At 71.3% G+C, this 17,576-nt stretch carries 18 protein-coding genes; 8 read left to right on the top strand and 10 right to left on the bottom strand.

What is annotated here, in order from left to right:
• Positions 1-27 precede the first annotated feature (27 nt).
• From GKS42_RS12390 to GKS42_RS12405, 4 genes are all read left to right on the top strand, one after another.
• Positions 28-1,122 carry an extracellular solute-binding protein gene (locus tag GKS42_RS12390; protein WP_154794100.1) on the top strand — a complete coding sequence of 365 codons (1,095 nt, stop codon included), beginning with the start codon at positions 28-30 and terminating at the stop codon, positions 1,120-1,122.
• Positions 1,115-2,218 carry an adenosine deaminase family protein gene (locus GKS42_RS12395; protein WP_232848035.1) on the top strand — a complete coding sequence of 368 codons (1,104 nt, stop codon included), beginning with the start codon at positions 1,115-1,117 and terminating at the stop codon, positions 2,216-2,218. Before GKS42_RS12390 ends, GKS42_RS12395 begins: the two co-directional genes overlap by 8 nt.
• Before the next feature lie 60 nt (positions 2,219-2,278).
• A complete protein-coding gene (locus GKS42_RS12400) occupies positions 2,279-2,842 on the top strand; it encodes a P-loop nucleotide/nucleoside kinase family protein (protein ID WP_154794101.1) in 564 nt (187 codons plus the stop codon).
• 71 nt (positions 2,843-2,913) lie between these two features.
• Positions 2,914-3,486: a COG4315 family predicted lipoprotein gene (locus GKS42_RS12405; protein WP_154794102.1), complete on the top strand. Its 573-nt coding sequence runs from the start codon at positions 2,914-2,916 to the stop codon at positions 3,484-3,486.
• 41 nt (positions 3,487-3,527) lie between these two features.
• On the opposite strand, the gene GKS42_RS12410 is transcribed toward GKS42_RS12405, so the two are convergent.
• The 8 genes from GKS42_RS12410 to GKS42_RS12445 all read right to left on the bottom strand — a co-directional run bounded on the left by GKS42_RS12410 (position 3,528) and on the right by GKS42_RS12445 (position 12,970).
• Positions 3,528-4,925, bottom strand: coding sequence for a Gfo/Idh/MocA family protein (locus GKS42_RS12410; RefSeq protein ID WP_154794103.1), 1,398 nt, complete (start codon positions 4,923-4,925; stop codon positions 3,528-3,530).
• Entirely contained in the window at positions 4,922-5,782 is an 861-nt protein-coding gene (locus tag GKS42_RS12415) for a carbohydrate ABC transporter permease (RefSeq protein WP_232848036.1), read from the bottom strand. The genes GKS42_RS12410 and GKS42_RS12415 overlap by 4 nt, the downstream gene beginning before the upstream one ends.
• Entirely contained in the window at positions 5,779-6,735 is a 957-nt protein-coding gene (locus GKS42_RS12420) for a carbohydrate ABC transporter permease (RefSeq protein ID WP_232848037.1), read from the bottom strand. Before GKS42_RS12420 ends, GKS42_RS12415 begins: the two co-directional genes overlap by 4 nt.
• Positions 6,736-6,739: 4 nt before the next feature.
• Positions 6,740-8,149, bottom strand: a complete 1,410-nt coding sequence (locus GKS42_RS12425) for an ABC transporter substrate-binding protein (protein WP_154794104.1) — start codon at positions 8,147-8,149, stop codon at positions 6,740-6,742.
• Between the two features lie 3 nt (positions 8,150-8,152).
• Complete coding sequence (locus tag GKS42_RS12430; protein ID WP_154794105.1) at positions 8,153-10,456, bottom strand: alpha-N-acetylglucosaminidase; 2,304 nt, start codon at positions 10,454-10,456, stop codon at positions 8,153-8,155.
• Complete coding sequence (locus GKS42_RS12435) at positions 10,453-10,863, bottom strand: RidA family protein (protein ID WP_154794106.1); 411 nt, start codon at positions 10,861-10,863, stop codon at positions 10,453-10,455. The genes GKS42_RS12430 and GKS42_RS12435 overlap by 4 nt, the downstream gene beginning before the upstream one ends.
• Positions 10,864-11,113: 250 nt before the next feature.
• Positions 11,114-12,106, bottom strand: a complete 993-nt coding sequence (locus tag GKS42_RS12440; RefSeq protein ID WP_154794107.1) for an Lrp/AsnC family transcriptional regulator — start codon at positions 12,104-12,106, stop codon at positions 11,114-11,116.
• A gap of 90 nt (positions 12,107-12,196) precedes the next feature.
• Entirely contained in the window at positions 12,197-12,970 is a 774-nt protein-coding gene (locus tag GKS42_RS12445) for a hypothetical protein (RefSeq protein ID WP_154794108.1), read from the bottom strand.
• Between the two features lie 59 nt (positions 12,971-13,029).
• Here GKS42_RS12445 and GKS42_RS26010 point away from each other — a divergent pair, with 59 nt between their 5' ends.
• Entirely contained in the window at positions 13,030-13,299 is a 270-nt protein-coding gene (locus GKS42_RS26010) for a ribbon-helix-helix domain-containing protein (protein WP_168217826.1), read from the top strand.
• Positions 13,292-13,705 (top strand): type II toxin-antitoxin system VapC family toxin, encoded by a 414-nt coding sequence (locus GKS42_RS26015; protein WP_168217827.1) that lies wholly within the window; start codon positions 13,292-13,294, stop codon positions 13,703-13,705. Before GKS42_RS26010 ends, GKS42_RS26015 begins: the two co-directional genes overlap by 8 nt.
• A gap of 73 nt (positions 13,706-13,778) precedes the next feature.
• Here GKS42_RS26015 and GKS42_RS12455 read toward each other — a convergent pair whose 3' ends face one another.
• Both GKS42_RS12455 and GKS42_RS12460 read right to left on the bottom strand, forming a co-directional pair.
• Entirely contained in the window at positions 13,779-14,570 is a 792-nt protein-coding gene (locus GKS42_RS12455) for a PIG-L deacetylase family protein (protein WP_154794110.1), read from the bottom strand.
• 126 nt (positions 14,571-14,696) lie between these two features.
• Positions 14,697-15,530, bottom strand: coding sequence for a helix-turn-helix domain-containing protein (locus GKS42_RS12460; RefSeq protein WP_154794111.1), 834 nt, complete (start codon positions 15,528-15,530; stop codon positions 14,697-14,699).
• 84 nt (positions 15,531-15,614) lie between these two features.
• Between GKS42_RS12460 and melA the strand changes: the two genes are divergently transcribed.
• Together melA and GKS42_RS12470 are read left to right on the top strand one after the other, a co-directional pair.
• Positions 15,615-17,003 carry an alpha-galactosidase gene (gene melA, locus GKS42_RS12465; RefSeq protein ID WP_154794112.1) on the top strand — a complete coding sequence of 463 codons (1,389 nt, stop codon included), beginning with the start codon at positions 15,615-15,617 and terminating at the stop codon, positions 17,001-17,003.
• A gap of 43 nt (positions 17,004-17,046) precedes the next feature.
• Positions 17,047-17,535 (top strand): GNAT family N-acetyltransferase, encoded by a 489-nt coding sequence (locus GKS42_RS12470; RefSeq protein WP_232848038.1) that lies wholly within the window; start codon positions 17,047-17,049, stop codon positions 17,533-17,535.
• Positions 17,536-17,576 lie beyond the last annotated feature (41 nt).

The following is a 17,576-nucleotide window of genomic DNA, read 5'->3' on the forward strand; positions in this document are numbered from 1 at the left end:
CGACCATCCCCACCACGAGAGGCAACCATGAACCCGAAGTCTCCGGCGCTGCGGCGCCGCACCCTGCTCGCCACCACCGGCCTGACCGCCGCCGCGCTCGTCCTGGCGGGCTGCTCCGGCGGATCCGACGATGGTGGCGGTGGCGACGGTGATGCGCAGAGCATCGTCGTGAGCACTTTCCCGTTCGGGGTCGAGGAGTTCACCGAGGCGGTGGTGGACCCGTTCACCGAGGCCACCGGCATCGAGGTGGTCCTCGACACGGGCTCCAACGCCGACCGGCTCTCCCAGCTCCAGCTGGATCAGGGCGACGGTGGCGTGGACGTCATGCTGATCTCGGACACGTACGCGGCGATCGCGGACGCCGAGGGCCTGTTCCAGCAGGTCGACGCCGAGGCGGTCCCGAACCTGCAGGAGATCGCTCCGTTCGCCGTCGAGGACGCCTATTCCGGGCCGGCGTACAGCTACCAGCTCAACGGCACCATGTACGACACCGACGAGCTCAGCGCCGACGAGGCCGCGGACTGGGAGCTGTACGCGAACACCGACTACGCCGGCCGCCTCGCGTTGCCGGACATCGCGGTGACGGCGGGCCAGCTCACCGTCTCGGGCGTGGCGTCGACCTACGGCGACGGTCCCTTCGACGTCGACACGGCGTTCGCGACGATGGCCGGCTGGGCGCCGAACATCCTGCAGTTCTACAGCTCCACGACCGAGCTGACGAACCTGCTGACCCAGGGCGAGATCGTGGCCGGGGCGGCCCTGAACGGGTTCGCCACCGACCTGATCGCGGCGGGGGAGCCGATCGGCTGGGCGCCGCCCGCCGAGGTTCGGTACATGGCCACCAACCGCGCCATGATCCCCACCGGCGCCCCGAACCTCGACGGCGCGCACCAGTTCATCGACTACCTGCTCTCCGCCGAGGCGCAGACGGCGTCCGCCGCGCTGGTCGGTGACCTGCCCGTCAACCTGTCCGTGGAGATCCCGGAGGAGCTGACCGCCGTGGTCGGTGACGTCGCGCTGGACCCGACGGCGGCCGGTTACGAGACGCTCGACCCGAACGAGATCGTGCCGAACCGCAACGAGTGGGTCGAGCGGTTCGCGCGTGAGGTCGTCGGTGGCTGACGCCCTCGTGCCGCACGCCGCCTACCTCGACGCCCTGCCCAAGGTCGACCTGCACTGCCACCTGCTCGGCACGGTCCGCTCCGCCACGTTCGCGGAGCTGGCCCGCCGGGAGGGTCTCGAGCTGCCTGCCCCGGCCGAGCGGGTGTTCGCCGACATCAACTCGCGGCCGCCGGACCCGGACCTGTACCGGAACACCCGGATCCCGATGCCCCAGGGCCCGAGTCCGGACGAGCCGGAGGTCTCGTACTCGCTGTTCCAGGTCTCGACCTGGATCCGGGACGTGCTGCGGGACGCCGATGACCTGACCAGGGTCGTGTACGAGGCGTTCGAGGACGCGCACCGGCGCAGCAACACCCGGCACCTGGAGTTCTCCTTCGACATGGTGCCGGAGCATCTGGCGTCGCTGGGATACGCCGGAACCGTCGAGGCGTACGCCGAGGGCATCCGGATGGCCGAGCGGGACTTCGGCATGACCGGACGGATGCTCGCCGCGATCGACCGGTCCGGCACGGGGGAGCAGGCCCTCGAGTGGATCCGGACGGTGGTGGCGAGTCCGCACCCGTACGTCGCCGGCATCGGCCTGGACAACCTGGAGACGGCGGGCCCGCCGGAGCGGTTCGCCGAGGCCTACGCGTTGGCCGGGCAGGCCGGTCTGAAGCGGACCGCGCACACGTCCGAGCACGTGCCGGCCGCCCGGAACGCCGTGACCTGCCTTGACGTGCTCGGCTGCGACCGGCTGGACCACGGGTACTTCGTCCTCGAGGACGATGCCGTGGTGGCCCGGATGCGGGACGAGGGCATCGCGTTCACCGTGGCATCCACCACCTCGCGCCGGTCCTGGCGGCCGTGGCGACGAGCCTCGATCCGCGCCATGCTCGACGCCGGGCTGAACCTGGTGCCTGCCTCGGACGACCCCGGGCTGTTCCCGACGACCCTGGCCACCGAGTACCGGATCCTCGCCGATCAGGTCGGGGTCTCGAGCGAGAAGCTGACGTCGATGGCCCTCGCGGGTGTCGATGCGTGCTGGCTGCCCGCCGACGAGAAGGCGCGGCTGCGGACCCGGTTCGAGGCGGAGATCGCCGAACTGCAGCACTAACCACCGCGGGTGCTCGTCGCCGACGAGCACGCCGCCGGTGGGACTGACTACGGTCGGACCATGACGTCGCAGCCCGGCCCACCGGACCAGCCGGTCGTCGTCTTCACGGGCCTGCCGGGAACCGGCAAGTCGACGATGGCCGATCGGACCGCCATTCAGCTCGGCGCGCCGGCGTTCTCCGGTGACTGGCTCATGGGGTCGCTCAAACCGGCCGCGGCCCAACTCGCGCAACTCGATCGCGACGCGTACTCGCGGATGTACCACAGCCTGCTCGGCGGTCTGATGACGCGGCAGCTGCTCCTCGGTCAGAGCGCCGTACTCGACTGCCTGGTCACGGAGGCCGTCGTCGACGAGTGGCGGTCCACCGCGATCGCGCACGGGGCCGAGCTCCGGATCGTCGAGTGTGTCTGCAGCGACACCGCGGTCCACCGGTCGAGGGTGGAGGGTCGCGTCAGAGGCATCCCGGGCTGGCACGAGATCGACTGGCCCCACGTGGAGCGGATGCGGGGCGAGTTCCCCGCCCTGACCGGTGAGCGACTGACCCTGGACGCCGTGGCAACCGTGGATCGGAACTTCCGGAGGGTGTGCGCGTACCTCGATCCCGGAAACCGATCCGGGCGTTGAACCCCGGGCCGGGTTGGCTCGTCGTTCTAAGTGAGGGCCGCGTGGCCCCACGTTCGACCTGGAGGTTCGCCATGTCCACGATCACTCACACCAGATCTGAATGGCTGCCGCGCGTGGCGCTGGTCGCCACGCTCGCCGCCGTCCTGGCCGGATGCGGCGGAGGCGGGAGCGGCGGCGGGGGTGGCGGGTACGGTGGCGGTCAGCCGACCCGGGAACCGGACGGCACGGCGGATCCCGGCGCCACGACGGTGCTCGTCGAGGAGGCATCCGGCGCGAGCCTGCTCACCGACGCGGACGGGCGCACGCTGTACGTCAGCGAGCAGGAGCAGGGCGAGGCGCTGTGCATCGGTGCGGAGTGCACCGCGGTCTGGATCCCGCTGACCGTCCCCGAAGGCGGGACGCCGACCGGGCCCGCCGACCTCGCCGGAACGCTGGGCACCCTGGTGGCCCAGGACGGCCGGGCCCAGGTGACCCTCGACGACCGCCCGCTGTACACGTTCGCCCTCGACACCTCGGGCGGCGAGACCACCGGCGAGGGCGTCACGGACACGTTCGACGGGGTCACGTTCACCTGGCACGCGGCCACCGTGGACGGCACCCGGCTGGAGCCCGGAACCTCCGACGACGGCGGATCCGGGTACTGACCGGCTCGGCGCATCGGCTCACGACGACTGCTCGGTGACGCTCACGCCGCGCCCGTCGATCCGATCGCCGCGCCCGCCGGTCCCGGCGCCGCGCCGGCGGCGCCGGTGAACTCCACGGGCCGGCCGAGCAGCCGCGAGGATTCCGCGGCGAACGCCATCCGGTGACTGTCCATCGCCGTGTCCAGGGAGAGCACCGGGTCACGTCCGAGCTCGTCCCGCTCGAGGGCGGCCACGAACGCCTCCATCAGGCCGTCGTCGCCGCCGGCGTGGCCGCGGTGGTCGTCGGCGTCCGCGCCCTCTGGCCGGGCCTCGATCGACCACACCCCGTGGCCCATCGGTGCCCGCGTGTGCCGCCCGGTGACAATGCCGGCACTCAGGTCCGGCGCCGCGGCCGTCGGTGCGAACAGGTCGAGCTCGATCCGGCCCGTCTCCATGTTCCCGACGAGCTGGCCGTGGCTGCCGGTGATGGCGATGTCGCGGGTGTTGCGCCCGGTGAACGCCGATGCGGTGAGGTTCGCCGTGAGCCCACCGGCGAACGTCATCGTCGTCTGCTGGTGGTCGACCACGTCGTTGCCGGAGCGGTACACGCACCGTCCGTAGTCGCTGACGTGCAGGGCCCGACGGCGTCCCTCCGGTGTCGTGTCCTCCGTCAGCAGCGTCACGGGTACGCCATGCGTGTCCGCCAGCGCCTCCAGGTAGTAGCGCGGGGCGTTGAACGGGCAGTCCGCCGCAGCCGGGCAACCGTCGATGCAGAACTCGGGTGCGCCGTCGGGGGCGTTCTCGGCGCGGAAGTGCGTGAGCGAGCCGACGCTGTACACGGTGCTCGGCGGCCGCCCGGCCAGCCATCGGATCAGGTCGAGGTCGTGGCAGGTCTTCGCGAGCACCATCGGGCTGGACGTGGCGACCTGGCGCCAATTGCCCCGCACGTAGGAGTGCCCGAAGTGCCAGAAGCCGATGTTCTCCCGCAGTTCCAGGGTGAGCATCTGCCCGAACACGGGCGAACCGATGAGTTCTGAGATCGTCCGCCAGAACGGGGTGAACCGCAGCACGTGCCCCACGGCCACCCGAGCACCGGTGCGCGCGCAGTGCGCGGCGAGTCGTTCGAGCTCGGCCGAGGTGGGCGCCGCGGGCTTCTCCAGCAGCATCGGCACGCCGGCGTCGGCCAGCGCGATCGCAGGGTCCACGTGCAGCTGGTCCGGCAGTGCCACCACGGCCGCGTCCAGGTCGAGTTCGGGCAGGCGGGCCACGAGGTCGCGCCAGTCGCTGAACACCGGCGGGTGGGAGCCCGCGGCCTCCGCGAACCGCAGCGCCCGGTCCTCGCGGACGTCGGCAACGGCCGCCAGTTCGACCCGGTCCGGGTGCTCGAGCATCCAGCGCCCGTATGCCTCCTGCCCACGGGCGCCCGCACCGAGCACCCCCAGGCGCAACGGCCTGTTCACTTCTCGGCCCCCGTCGTCAGCCCGGAGACCAGGAACCGCTGGAAGATGAAGAACAGCACCACGACCGGCACCGTGACGATGATCGAGCCGGCCAGCAGCACGGTCACCGGGACGCTGATCTCGGTCAGCTGGGACAGCCCCAGCGGTGCCGTCCACAGCTCGCGCTTCTGGACCAGGAACAGCAGCGCGAACAGGTACTCGTTCCAGGCGATCATGAACACGTAGATCGCGGTGGCCGCGACCCCGGGCGCCGCGATCGGCAGCACGACCCGCCAGAGCATGACCGGCAGCGAGCAGCCGTCGATGATGGCGGCCTCCTCGACGCTCTCCGGCAGCGCGATGAAGTAGTTGCGCACCATGTAGATCGCCACCGGGACCGTGGTCGAGACGTACACGATCAGCAGCCCGGCGAGGTTGCCGGTCAGGCCGACGCGGCTGAGCATCACGAACAGCGGCACGGCCAGCACGATGCCGGGCAGCAGGTAGACGGACAGGATGATCCCGTTCACGACGCCTCGGCCCTTGTACCGCAGCCGGGCCGCGGCGTAGGCGCCGAGCACGCTCACGGCGAGCGACGCCACCACGGTGCCGAGCGCGAGGAGCAGCGAGTTGCGGATGAACCGGCCGAGTCCGAACCCGCCGTCCGCCTCGTCCCGGATCGCGGTGCCGAAGGCGGAGAAGTCCCATTCGCTCGGGCTCGGGAACAGGTCCAACGGCGCGTTCAGGACCGCCGAGAACGGCCGGATCGCCAACACCATGCCGTACAGCACCGGGCCGAGGGCCAGCACCAGGGCGACCACGATCACGACCACACGCAGGGTCCGCTCGGGCAGTGGCGCCCTCATCGCCTTGCTCACAGCGTCTCCTTCCTTCTGCTCAGCAGCACGTAGAACACCAGGAGCACCGCGAGGATCACCGACATCAGCAACCCGTAGGAGGCGGCGCTGCCGATGTCGGCCCGCGTGATCAGCTCGGTGTAGACCTTCACCGCCATCACCTGGGTGCCCCCGGCGCCGCCGGTGAGCAGGTAGATGTCGTTGAAGCTCTGGAACGACCAGATGAACCGAAGCAGGATCAGCAGGAGCACCACGGCCCGCAGCTGTGGGCCGACGATCTGGGTGAGGATCTTCCGGGACGACGCCCCGTCCAGCGCGGCCGCCTCCTCGATGTCCCCCGGGATCGACTGCAGCCGTGCCGTGATGAACAGGAACGTCAGCGGCGTGGTCTTCCAGACCTCGAAGGCGACCACGGTGAGCAGGGTCAGCGGGATGCTCACGCCGAACACCTCGTAGGTACTCGTGTTGAGGAAGCCGATCGGCCGGTCCCAGCCGAGGAACTCGAGCCCGAACGCGTTGATGAGTCCGTACTGCGGGTTCAGCATGGTCCGCCAGATCGTGGCGGCCGCGATGACCGGCAGCACGTACGGCACCAGCAGCAGCGCCCGGACCACGCCGCGCCCGCGGAACGGGCGGCGGATGGCGAGCGCGATCACCAGGCCACAGACGATCGCGCCGAGGGTGGTCAGCGTCGCGTACGCGATGGTGGTGCCGAGGGCGCCCCAGAACGCCTTGGACTCCATCGCGCCGATGATGTTGTCCAGCGTCCACTCGATGTTCCCCAGGTTCATGTAGGGGATGTCGACGAGCCGCAGGTCGGCGAACGCGAACACGATCACTGCCAGGAACGGCACGATCACGATCGCGAGGATGACCAGCAGCGTCGGCGCGGTGAGCAGGTGTCCGTTGAGATTCTCCCGCTGGGCGCGGGTCATCCGCGCCCAGGGGGAGAACCGCCGTGTCGATGACGTCAAGATGTCAGCCGAGCTCTGCCTGGAGGGCGGTCACCTGTTCGGCCATGGTGGCGGCGACGTCGGCGGCCGGCGTGCCACCGTACAGCGCATCCAGGTTGCTGGCCAGCGTGCCCTGCGTGAACGCGGCACCGGCCAGTTCGGCGTCCTCGGTGCCGAAGCCCCAGCGGTACACGGATTCCATGCCGGCGTTGATGTCGGTGACGATCTCCTCCCCGTAGATCGAGGCGATGGAGACGCCCTCCTCGGGTGCCGGGCCGATCGGCAGCCCGCCCCAGGCGTCGATGAACTCGCTCGGGTTCTCCGGGGTGCCCAGACGCAGCGGCAGCCGGCCCTCGGTCGCGGTGGCCAGGGTGTCCACGTAGCCGGTGCTCATCACGTACTCGATGAACATCTGCGCCTCGGTGGAGTTCGCGCCGACCGGCACGCCGTAGCCGAGGACCGTGCCGTACTGGTTCGGGTTCGCCTCGTCGAGGACGGTGATGAACCCGGAGTTCTCGGCGAGGAAGTTCGGGTTGTCGACGCACTCCGCGCAGGTGACCGGCACGTCGGGGGACAGGCCGGCGAGCTCGTCGAAGATGTGGGTCGAGAACAGCAGCATCGCCGCGTCGCCGGCGAGGTAGGCGGCCTGCGCTGCGGGCACGTCCAGGTCACCGGAGACGCTGGAGTCGCGCAGTTCGAGGAAGTGCTCGAGACCTTCGACGCATTCCGGTGAGTCGATGGTGACCTCGCCGGAGACCACGAGCTCGCAGCCGTTCGTCGGCAGGATCGAGTTGACCGCCTCCGTCGACGACGGCGTACCGGACTGGGTGCCGAGCGCGATGCCGGTGACCCCGGTCTCGCTGAGGGCGGTGGCCGCCTCGGCGAGCTCGGCCAGGTTCGTCGGCACCTCGACGCCGGCCGCGTCGAAGAGGTCCTGGCGGTAGACGATCAGGTGCACCCAGCCGTCGGAGGGCACGGACGCGACCTCACCGTCGAGCGTGACCTGGTTCAGAGCGTTCTCGTTGAACGTCGACGGGTCGAGGGCCTCCATCGCTGCGGCGGTGACCTCGGTGTCGAGGAGCCCCTGGGCGACCCACGCGGCGGTCTGGTCCGCGCCGTGCAGGATGACGTCGGGTACGTCGCCGGAGGCGGCGCCGGTGACCAGCGCCTGGTTCTGGTCCGCGCCGCCCAGCGGCACGACCTCGACGCCGATGCCGGTCTCGGCTTCGAAGTCCGCGGCGATCTGCTCCTGCGCAGCCAGCCGGGACGGGGTGACCTGCGGCGTCCAGAAGACGATGTCGTTGTACTCGCCGTCGGTGCCCTCACCGCCTCCGGTGCCGCCGTCGTCGGAGTCGCCGGAACAGCCGGCGAGCAGGACGGCGAGCGCCGCGGTGGCTGCGATCGTGATCGCTGATGACCTTCTCGTGATGGACATCGGTTACTCCTTCTTCTCGGGGGATGTGGGGGTTGCTTCTCGGGTCGGGTCGATCGCGGGGGCGACGGCGGTGCTCGCCGCGGGTGGGGCAGGGAACCTCGCGAGGGCGTCCCGGGCCAGAGCCGGCAGCGCCGGCCGGTCGGCCGGCACCGGGGTGCCGGGCGTGGTCGCGGTGCGCCAGGCCTCCTCGTGGGCCACGACCGCCTGCCGCAACGCCGCCACGTCGGCGGAACCTGCGCCGTCGGGCCGTTCGCTCGCGTCGGCGAGCCAGTCCGCCCAGAGCTGCCACCGGGGCAGGTAAAACCCGGCGAGCAGCCCGGACCAGTGCCGGCCGGAGTAGTCGTGCAGGCCGCTGTCCTGGCGGCCCCACACGGTGAGCAGCGTGCGGGCGTCCCGCTCCAGCACGTCGGCCTCGGCAGGGTCGGCGCCCCAGGCCCGGGCGTCCGCGGTCCAGGTCGCCAGCCGCGAGCCGGGCAGCTGGTCGGCGAGTTCGTCGAGGGTGAGGATGTGCGCGCGCAGGTCCGTCATCGCGCGCCGGACGCCGTCGGCGTCGCCGCGGGCGGCGGCGGCCAGGATCGCCCGGATCGGCAGCCGCGCGTGCTGGGCCACGATGTGCCCGACGACGTCCACGACGTCCCGCCCGAGCGGGCCGCTCGCCGGGGTGTCCGGGTGCAGACCGATCAGCAGGTGCGCCGCCTCGGCCAGGTCGGTGAGATCGCCGAGCACCCGCGGGTCGTTCTCGGCGTCGATGTTCGCGGACTGGCGCTCGGGTGCGCTGGTGTCGACGAACTCACCGGCCAGGCGCTGCGTCGCGAACGGCGCCTCCGGACCCCACGGGCGGGCGATGATCGGCGACGGGATGGACCGCGTCCGCCCGGGTGCGTACAGGGTCCGGGCGAGGATCTCCCAGGCGCCGGCCGCGGCGGGATCATCGGTGCGGTACCGGGTGCGGGCGAAGCGAGCGAGCCAGTCCTGCTCCGGTTCCGGCTCCCAGACCAGGTCCGTGAGGAGTTCGTAGAACACGGCGTTGTTCTCGATCGCCTCCATGGTCAGCCCGGTGCCCTCGAGGCGGCCCCGGTCGGAGGAGTGGCGGGCCCGGCCGAGCCCGTCACGCAGGCCGTCCAGGTCGCCGAACAGGGCGAACCGGCCGCCGAAGTTGTGCACGGCACACCACAGCCACCGGCGCCCGAACATTGCGTCGGTGCGCTCCCACATCGGCGCGTGCTCGGCCCACAGGTCCAGCAGGAGCAACCGCCTCGCGGGTACCGCGTCCAGGAACGCCCGGGCGCGCTCGTCGGTCCAGAAGCCGCGCTGGTAGTGGAACGGCCACCCCTGCAGCACCCACACGGCGTCCGGGTCGGACTCGGTGATGCCGGCATAGATGCCCTGCGCCATCGACCGCAGGTAGGCCGGGTCGCCCGACGGCGGCACGGACTCGATGAACGGGTCGACGGCGTAGTGGTGGTCGGTGCCGAGCAGCTCACGCTGGGCGGTCATGACCGCCGCGGCGACGCGTGCGAAGTCGGCCGAGTCGGCGGGCAGCAGGTGGGTGCGCCAGCCCTGCCACTCGATCGTGGGCGTGCCGTCCGGGGCGAGCTGGGGCGGGACGTGCCCGGCGAACGCGGGCAGCACCGGCGTCATCCCGAGTTCGCGCTGTCGGTCCAGGACCCGGCGGGCGAGGTCGAGGTGCCCGGCGACCCAGTCCTTCGGCAGCGGACCGCCCCAGGAGTTCGTCCCACCCATCCAGGTCCAAGCGAAGTGCGCGGAGCCGCCGATCCAGGCTGCCGCGTCCGCGGGGTCGAGGCCGAGATCGGTGAACGCCCGCAGCAGCACGGCCTCGTGGCCGAGGACCATCAGCGGCAGGTTGATCCCGTGCAGGGCCATCCAGTCGATCTCGCGTTCCCACCGCTCCCAGCCCCAATAGGCCGCGGAGTAGGAGAACGTCACGAAGTTCAGGTAGTACCGGGTCGTGAGGTCGGTGGTGCGCCGGGTCGGCGGCGCGTCCGGCAGCGGCGCCGGCAGGTCGAGGGTGTGCTCGTCCCAGGTGAACTGGGCGCCGCCGTGGTTCTTGGCGTAGTGGTAGAACCCGCTGACGAGCGCGCCCGGGTCGCTGCCACGCAGTTGCAGCCGGCCGCCGGTGGCCTGGTAGGCGAAGGCCTGCCGATCGCCGTCGGGCTCGCACGTGCTGATGTCGACGGCGGCTTCGATGTCCGTGCCGGCACCGATGAGGCGGCGCAGCAGTGCCTCGGTGCCGGCGACGGCGGACGCGGGCTCGGGTCGTCGGGCGGGCGTCGGTGCCTGGGTCATCGCAGGGCCCCGCCGCGTCGGGCGACCACGTCGATCTCCACGAGGATGCCGGGCAGGACGCTGCCCACGGTGGTACGCACCGGGTAGGGCGCCTCGAAGTGGGCGGCGTAGGCGGCGTTGAACTCGGCGAAGTCGCGGTGCACGTCGGCCAGGTGCACGGTCGCCTTCAGCACGTCGTCGAGGTCGGCGCCCACGGCACCCAACGCGGTGGCGACGTTCCGCAGCACCGCGTCGGTCTGGGCGGCGACGCTCTCGGGGATCTCGCCGGTGACGGGGTCCTGCGGGCCGAAGCCGGCGGTGATGACGAGATCACCGACCGTGGCCACGTGGCTGTACGGCCCGGCCGGTTGCGGCAGACCCTCGGTGAGGGTCCGCTTGGTGATCGTCGTCGGCTCGTGGTTGCCCATGTTCAGGCGGCCTCTCGTTTCGTGACGGCGCGGCGGGCCGGCGCACCGGTGCCGTCGATGACGGGACCGCCGCGAGTCCGGGTGGGCGTCACTGTGTCTCCGTTCCGTGCGTGGGTTTCGCGAGAACATACCCACGTGGACGCGGACAGGCATGAATCGACAACCAGATGACCGAACGAGTTGTTGTGACTGGCTTGAGTGAACAGAACCGTCGCCGGGGGGTGAGGTCGGCGAGCTCGGTGCAGGTCGACTACGGCTGGACCGGCTCGAACACGTGCGAGGCCCGTTTGATGACGTCGAGGCCGTCCGAGACGTCCACCGCTGCCACGCCGGGGAACTGACCGACGTCCTCGGTGATGAAGCGGTAGAGGGCATCGTCGGAGGCGAGCGCCACCTCCCCGCACAGGTTCGTGTGACCGGTCGTCGCGGCGATGTTGAGCACGTTCGGGTGCGCGGCCACCGCACGCCCCACCGACTCCAGCCGCGATGGTGCCACCCGCAGCCAGATGAATGCGACCACCGGCTGACCGAGCACCTCGGGCTGGACCACGGTGCGCAGCCGGAGCAGCCCCGCCGTCATCATCGCCTCGGCGCGCCGCCGCGCCGTCGCCGGCTGGATCCCGAGCGGGCTCGCCACCTCCCGCCAGCTGCGGCGGCCGTGCTCGGCGAGCTCGGCAGCCACGGCGTGGTCGAGCTCGTCCATCCGGTAGTTCTCCCGGGGGCGGTCCTCCGACCAGTGGTCCAGACGTCCCGAGCGAAGGGCCGCGATCGAGCGTTCGGGGAGCACCGCGCCGGTCCAGCCGTGCGGAGTGGAGAACCGGCGGATGATCTTCGACGTCGAGCTCCCGATCACCCCGCGGACGCCCCTGAGCCGTTCGCTCGTGATCTCGAGCAGATGCCGGGTCGAGCGCACATGCAGCTGCGCCGCGCAGTCGAGTTCGCCACCGATCACGGAGACGTAGCCGGACTCGGGCCACTCGGAGACGGCGCGGGCCACGTCCGCGCTCGCGCCCGGTACGCACCGCAGCCGCAGGAACACCGCGAACCCGGCGTCCGCTCGTTGCTGATCGATCACACCGACCACCCGCACCACCGGTCCGAGCAGGGACGCCAGGCGTCGGGAGACGGTGGGCGCGCTGGTGCCCGCGGCCTCGGCGAGGGCGCCCACCCGAGCGCGCGGATGCGCGAGCAGCGCCGCGACGATCCGGACGTCGACATCCCGGAGGTCGACCGGATCATTCATGAGAGCACTCGCTGGAGGCGTTTCCGTTCATCACAGTGGAGAGTCTCATGCCGGTGCGTCGCGACCAAGGCGCGCGGCGCGAACCGGCCGTCACGGGGCGCTGAGGAGCTCGACGAGTCGCGTCATGGCGGTCAGCCGTTCGCCGCTCTCCCAGACGGCTCGCTCCGCGTCACGAACGTCCCGGTCGATCTCGAGGCGTCGGAACCAGGCGGGCAGGTGTTTCGGGAAGGGTGCGTAGTGGCCGGACCGTGCGAAGAGCTGAACGTACGCGAGTCGCATGAGGTCGGTCTGCAGCTTGTGCGAGAGCCAGTGATTGCCGTTCCGGTCCGCGTTCTCGAGCTCCGCGAGGAAGGCTGGGGCGGTGTTGCGGAACGCCGTGTCGACCGCGCCGCGGAACCCGGCGGTCGGGACCCGGACGCGGCGACGTAGTTCCGCGACCGTTCCCCAGGGGTCGTGGAGCAGGGTGGACCGTGCGAGTCCGGCGACCGTGTAGAGCGGGTCGGGCCAGTCCGAAGTGTTCCAGCCCTCCCCGGACTCGACCCGGTCGGCCGTCTCCTCGAGCCGACCCAGGGTGGTGTGCACGAGGTCGACGTCGATACCGTCCGCGCCGTCGCGCCGGACCTCCAGGTGGTGCTCCGGGTCGACGACGTGCCGCGTGGCGTCGGCCAGCAGTGGCCTGGCCGGAAGCGTGGCGTCCCAGACGAGCACGAGGTCGAGGTCCGAACCCGTGGCGAGGCCCGTGAACCGCGAGCCCTGGCCGTAGACCCCGACGAGCCCGCCGTCGGCTTTCGCGGCACCGGTGAGGACGGCGTCGATCCGCACCTGCTCGGGTTCGGTCAGGGGATCGCGGGCGTCGCGCAGCATGCCCGGGATGCTACCGACGCACTCCCGGGGCCCTGACATGCACATGCTAATGTATGTGCATGCCGCGATTGGAGCGCCGGATGCAGATCCTGCTCGATGAGGACCGGTATGCGCGGCTGGAGCGCGAGGCGACGGCCAGCGGTCGCTCCGTGGCGTCGATCGTCCGAGACGCGATCGACTCGCATTTCGCGTCGGGGGCGGGCATCCGCGCCGAGGCCGGCCGTCGGCTGGTGGCCGAGTTCGACACCGGGGGGACCGGTCGGGAGCCGGACTGGGCCGAATCCAAGGCTGCCCTCGAGGACGACCCGGACGTCCGCGACAGTGCCTGACACCTACCTGGTCGACACCGCCGTGTTCGCGTACGCGCTCGGGCTGGCGCATGAGCGACGAGACGCATGCCGTCGGATCGTCGAGCTCGCCGCTGAGGGGGAGGTGGAGTTGCACGCAAGCGTGGAGATGGTCCAGGAGCTACTACATCACCGGATGCGCCGAACCCAGCGTGAGGCAGCGGTTCGGCAAGCCCGGGCTGTTGCCGATCTGTGTGTCCTGCACCCGTTCGACGCCGCCGTCCTCGCACGGGCGCTGGACCTTGTCTCACGTACGTCACTTCGCGGTCGCGACGCGGTGCACGCCGCTACGGCCACTGTGAACGGGATCGCACGTCTGCTGTCGAGCAATCCCGACTTCGACGCTGTTCCCGGCCTGGTGCGAGTGGACCCGGGCGACCTCGGCTGAGCGCGCACGGGCGACCGGGTGCCCTCGACCGGTCGATGACCACTCATCCGCCGACCGCGGCTCGGGACGTGGTTCAGCCGACGAGTTGCCAGGTGCCCCAGGCCGTTCCTGCGGCAGCGCCCGCATCCGCGCCACGGCGCTGGGGGAGCGGTGTGCGGTCGGCGTCAAGGAATGTCTCGACCGACCACCATTCGCGCAGCGTGTCCGCACCGATCGCGGCGAGCATGCCTGCCGTCTGGGAGGCATGCGCCCGCAGCGCGACGAGCTTGCGGTCGGCGTCCACGCCGCTCAGGTTCAGGGCCAGCGCGACGTCGGCGTCGGGGGTGCGCAGCGGCAGCCCGTCGGCAAGGAACACGTCGAGCCGCTCGTGCACGTGCGCCCAGCGGCGCACGAATGATTCCGTGGTGGTCGCGAACAGGAGCCGGGCCCGCGGCGCCGACGCCGCGCGCGCCGTGCTCGCCCACGCGGAGACGGTCTGATGGTCCTCGTGTCCGGTGAGCCCGTCCGGCCCGAACGTCACGATGGTGTCCGGCTGCACCTGCTCGACGATCCCGGCGAGCTGGTCGATCGCCTGCAACTGGTGCTGGCGGGCCAGGCTGCCGTCGGGGTGACCCAGGTGCCTGTGCTCCGTCACTCCGACCGCGGCAAGCGAGGCGGCCAGCTCGAGTGCACGGACCCGGCCGAGCCGGTCGGGCGGCCAGCGGGTGGGGTCCGTGGTCCCGTGCTCCCCGAGGGTCGCGGTGACCACCACGACCCGCTGACCGGCATCCCGGGCGGCCGCCATCAGGCCGGCGGACAGGAACCCCTCGTCGTCCGGGTGTGCCCAGACCCCGAGGATCGTGCCGAGGGAGCGTACGTCGTGCATCGGGGAACCCTTCCGGTCCGTGCGGTGATCCCCCGATCGCCGGTCGTCCTTGAGAGATTGGGGACAGTCAGTTCTACGTGCTCGTGGAGGAGGCGGTCCATGGAATTTTGATACCCGGTGCCGTGCCTATCCGGGTGCCCCGGCCCGGACCGCCTGCCGGTAGCCGCCCGGCGCTCGCCCGCAGATGCGGGTGAACTGCTCATAGAATGCGCTCTGCGAACTGAACCCGGATGCGTGGGCGACGTCCGCCGTCGTCATCGTGGTGCTGATCAGCAACCGCTGCGCCTCGGCGACACGGCACCGGCTCAGGTAGGTGCCGATGGTGGTGCCCACCGACCGCCGGAACAGCGTCATCGCATACGTCGCGTTCAGATGCGCGGCGCGCGCGACGTCGGCGGGCGCGATCGGCTCGCGGAAATGCTCGGCGATGAACCGCGCCATGTCGACGGCGGCACGCGCCCGCCCGGGGTGAGCGCCGCCGTCGGGGGCTTCCGGGGCGGCGCACCCGGCGCGCAGCAGCCGGCGCACCAGGGCCTGCACCTCGAGCAGCGCGATGGTGGCGTCCGCCTCGAGCAGTTCCGCGTGCCAGGAGGCGAAGAGTCCACGGGCGTCGCCGGAGACCGTCGCGGCGTCCACGATCACCGGACTCGGGCGCAGCAGGGTGGCGAGGTCCTGGGCAGGCAGCGACCAGCCGAGCGCGGTACCCAGCGGCAGATGGACCCAGCCGCCGAGCGTCTCGGTGCCCGCCGGGGTCAGGTGGTGCGGCGTCGCGGCCCAGAACAGGGCGATCTGCCCGGCGCTCACGCTGACCGGGGCGCCGCCGAAGAGGTAGTCGAGCCGTCCGGACATGACGAGGTTCAGCTCCACGTCGTCGTGGCGGTGCGGGCGTGCCATCACCGGGGCCGGCCCCAGATGGGTCCAGATGCCGGGCTGCATCGTCTCGACTGCGGAGTCTTCCATCCGAGCAGGCTAGCGAAGGATTCCGGAAGGACTGGTGCCCTTCGCGGAGGTACTGCCGGATGGCTCGGACCTACCGTGATGGTCATGACGACTTCGACGGCGACCCCCAAGATCACCATCATCGGCGCCGGGGGCTTCGTGTTCCCGTTCCGGCTCATCGGGGACCTGCTCAGCTTCCCGGCCCTGCGCGGCGCCCGGCTGTGCCTCATGGACATCGACGCCGACCGGCTCGACCGGGTCGCCGGGGCTGCCCGCGACCTGGTCGCCCACCACGGTTTCGACGTGGACGTGGCACCCACGACGGACCGGCGGGAGGCGCTGGACGGCGCCGACTTCGTGATCATCACGTTCCAGGTGGGCGGAGTGGAGGCCTACCGGCACGACGTCGAGATCCCGCGCCGGTACGGGGTCGACCAGACCGTGGGGGACACCGTCGGCCCCGGCGGGGTGTTCCGGTTCCTGCGCTCGGTCCCGGCCTACGCCGCGATCGCTGCCGACGCGCGTGAGCTCTGCCCGGACGCGCAGTTCATCAACTACGCGAACCCGATGGCCATGGCGACGGCGTACCTGAACGCGCAGGGTCTGCGCACCGTCGGGCTGTGCCACAGCGTGCAGGGCACCACCCGGATGCTCGCCCGCACCCTCGGCGTCCCGTACGAGGAGGTCTCCTACCGGTGCGCCGGCATCAACCACCAGGCCTGGATCCTGGAGTACCGGCGCGGTGCCGAGGACCTCTACCCGCGGCTGCGCGAGACCATGCTGGCCAAGCACCTGCCCGGCCGGGCCGCCGAGGGGCTGGCCGTCGACGACGGCGACCACTCCGGCGCCGCCGAGGAGGCGAGCACCTACGAGGGTGGCAACGAGCAGGTCCGCACCACGATCATGGACTCCTTCGGCTACTTCCAGACCGAGTCGAGCCACCACGCCTCCGAGTACCTGCCCTACTTCCGGAAGAGCCCGGACCTGGTGCTCTCCTACATCCCGCAGCGCTGGGACTACTACGAGATCTGCGCCGCCCACGACGAGCCCGGCGACATCGACGAACAGCTGTCCAGGCTCAAGGAGGATCTGGCGCCGTCGGTCGAGTACGGCGCGTCCATCGTGAACTCGATGGTCACCGGCGTGCCGAGCGTGGTCTACGGGAATGTGCCCAACGCCGGCGCCCTGATCACGAACCTGCCCGCGGACGCGTGCGTCGAGGTGCCCTGCCTGGTGGATGCGGGCGGCGTCCAGCCGACGGCGCAGGGCGAGCTGCCGCCCCAACTAGCCGCCCTGAACCGTACGAACATCAACACCCAAACTCTCGCCGTGAGGGCCGCGCTAACCGGCGACGTGGAGCACGTGCACCACGCGGTCGCCCTCGACCCACTGACCAGCGCTCAGTGCACGCTGACCCAGATCCGGGCGATGACGGACGAGCTGCTGGAGGCGCACGCGGCGAGCCTTCAGCCGGAGCTGCGGCCAGCGAACTAGCGGACGGCTCGCGGCGCCCATGGGGTGGTCTACGGTGGCGGGCGTGGAACTACGCGCCTACACCGACGACGACGCCGCGGCCACGCTCGGCGTGTTCCAGCGGGCGATCCGTGAGATCGCCAGTCGCGACTACACCCCGGAGCAGATCGCGGTCTGGGCGCCCGAGGACGTCGACGCCGAGCGATGGGCGTCCCGGCGCGCCGCCGCGGGCACGGTCGTGGCGGTCGTGGACGGCGCCGTGGCCGCGTTCACCGACCTGGGCGAGGACGGCTACATCGACATGATGTTCGTCGATCCCGGCTACGCACGGCGAGGCATCGCGACCGCACTGCTCGAGCACGTGGTGAGCGCCGCCGTCGGGCGTGGACTGACGGAACTGACCGTGCACGCGAGCCTGACCGCGAGACCGTTCTTCGAGCGGCACGGCTTCGTCGTCGAGGCGCAACGGTTTCCGGTTCGCGGTGGCGTGCGACTCACGAACTTCGACATGCGGCGGGTCCTCGAAGCGGACCCGGTCGCCGGGCGCCCCTGACGCGGTCCGGGTCTCAGTCCGGCCCTCGGCGACGCCTGCCG

This window comes from Occultella kanbiaonis (assembly GCF_009708215.1).
Classification (GTDB): domain Bacteria; phylum Actinomycetota; class Actinomycetes; order Actinomycetales; family Beutenbergiaceae; genus Occultella; species Occultella kanbiaonis.

What these genes read in the sequence shown, in the direction of transcription:
- GKS42_RS12390 (WP_154794100.1), top strand. Translation starts at nt 28, where the DNA reads ATGAACCCGAAGTCTCCGGCGCTGCGGCGCCGCACCCTGCTCGCCACC.
- GKS42_RS12400 (WP_154794101.1), top strand. Translation starts at nt 2,279, where the DNA reads ATGACGTCGCAGCCCGGCCCACCGGACCAGCCGGTCGTCGTCTTCACG.
- GKS42_RS12405 (WP_154794102.1), top strand. Translation starts at nt 2,914, where the DNA reads ATGTCCACGATCACTCACACCAGATCTGAATGGCTGCCGCGCGTGGCG.
- GKS42_RS12425 (WP_154794104.1), bottom strand. Translation starts at nt 8,149, where the DNA reads ATGTCCATCACGAGAAGGTCATCAGCGATCACGATCGCAGCCACCGCG.
- GKS42_RS12430 (WP_154794105.1), bottom strand. Translation starts at nt 10,456, where the DNA reads ATGACCCAGGCACCGACGCCCGCCCGACGACCCGAGCCCGCGTCCGCC.
- GKS42_RS12435 (WP_154794106.1), bottom strand. Translation starts at nt 10,863, where the DNA reads ATGGGCAACCACGAGCCGACGACGATCACCAAGCGGACCCTCACCGAG.
- GKS42_RS12440 (WP_154794107.1), bottom strand. Translation starts at nt 12,106, where the DNA reads ATGAATGATCCGGTCGACCTCCGGGATGTCGACGTCCGGATCGTCGCG.
- GKS42_RS12445 (WP_154794108.1), bottom strand. Translation starts at nt 12,970, where the DNA reads ATGCTGCGCGACGCCCGCGATCCCCTGACCGAACCCGAGCAGGTGCGG.
- GKS42_RS26010 (WP_168217826.1), top strand. Translation starts at nt 13,030, where the DNA reads ATGCCGCGATTGGAGCGCCGGATGCAGATCCTGCTCGATGAGGACCGG.
- GKS42_RS12455 (WP_154794110.1), bottom strand. Translation starts at nt 14,570, where the DNA reads ATGCACGACGTACGCTCCCTCGGCACGATCCTCGGGGTCTGGGCACAC.
- GKS42_RS12460 (WP_154794111.1), bottom strand. Translation starts at nt 15,530, where the DNA reads ATGGAAGACTCCGCAGTCGAGACGATGCAGCCCGGCATCTGGACCCAT.
- melA (WP_154794112.1), top strand. Translation starts at nt 15,615, where the DNA reads ATGACGACTTCGACGGCGACCCCCAAGATCACCATCATCGGCGCCGGG.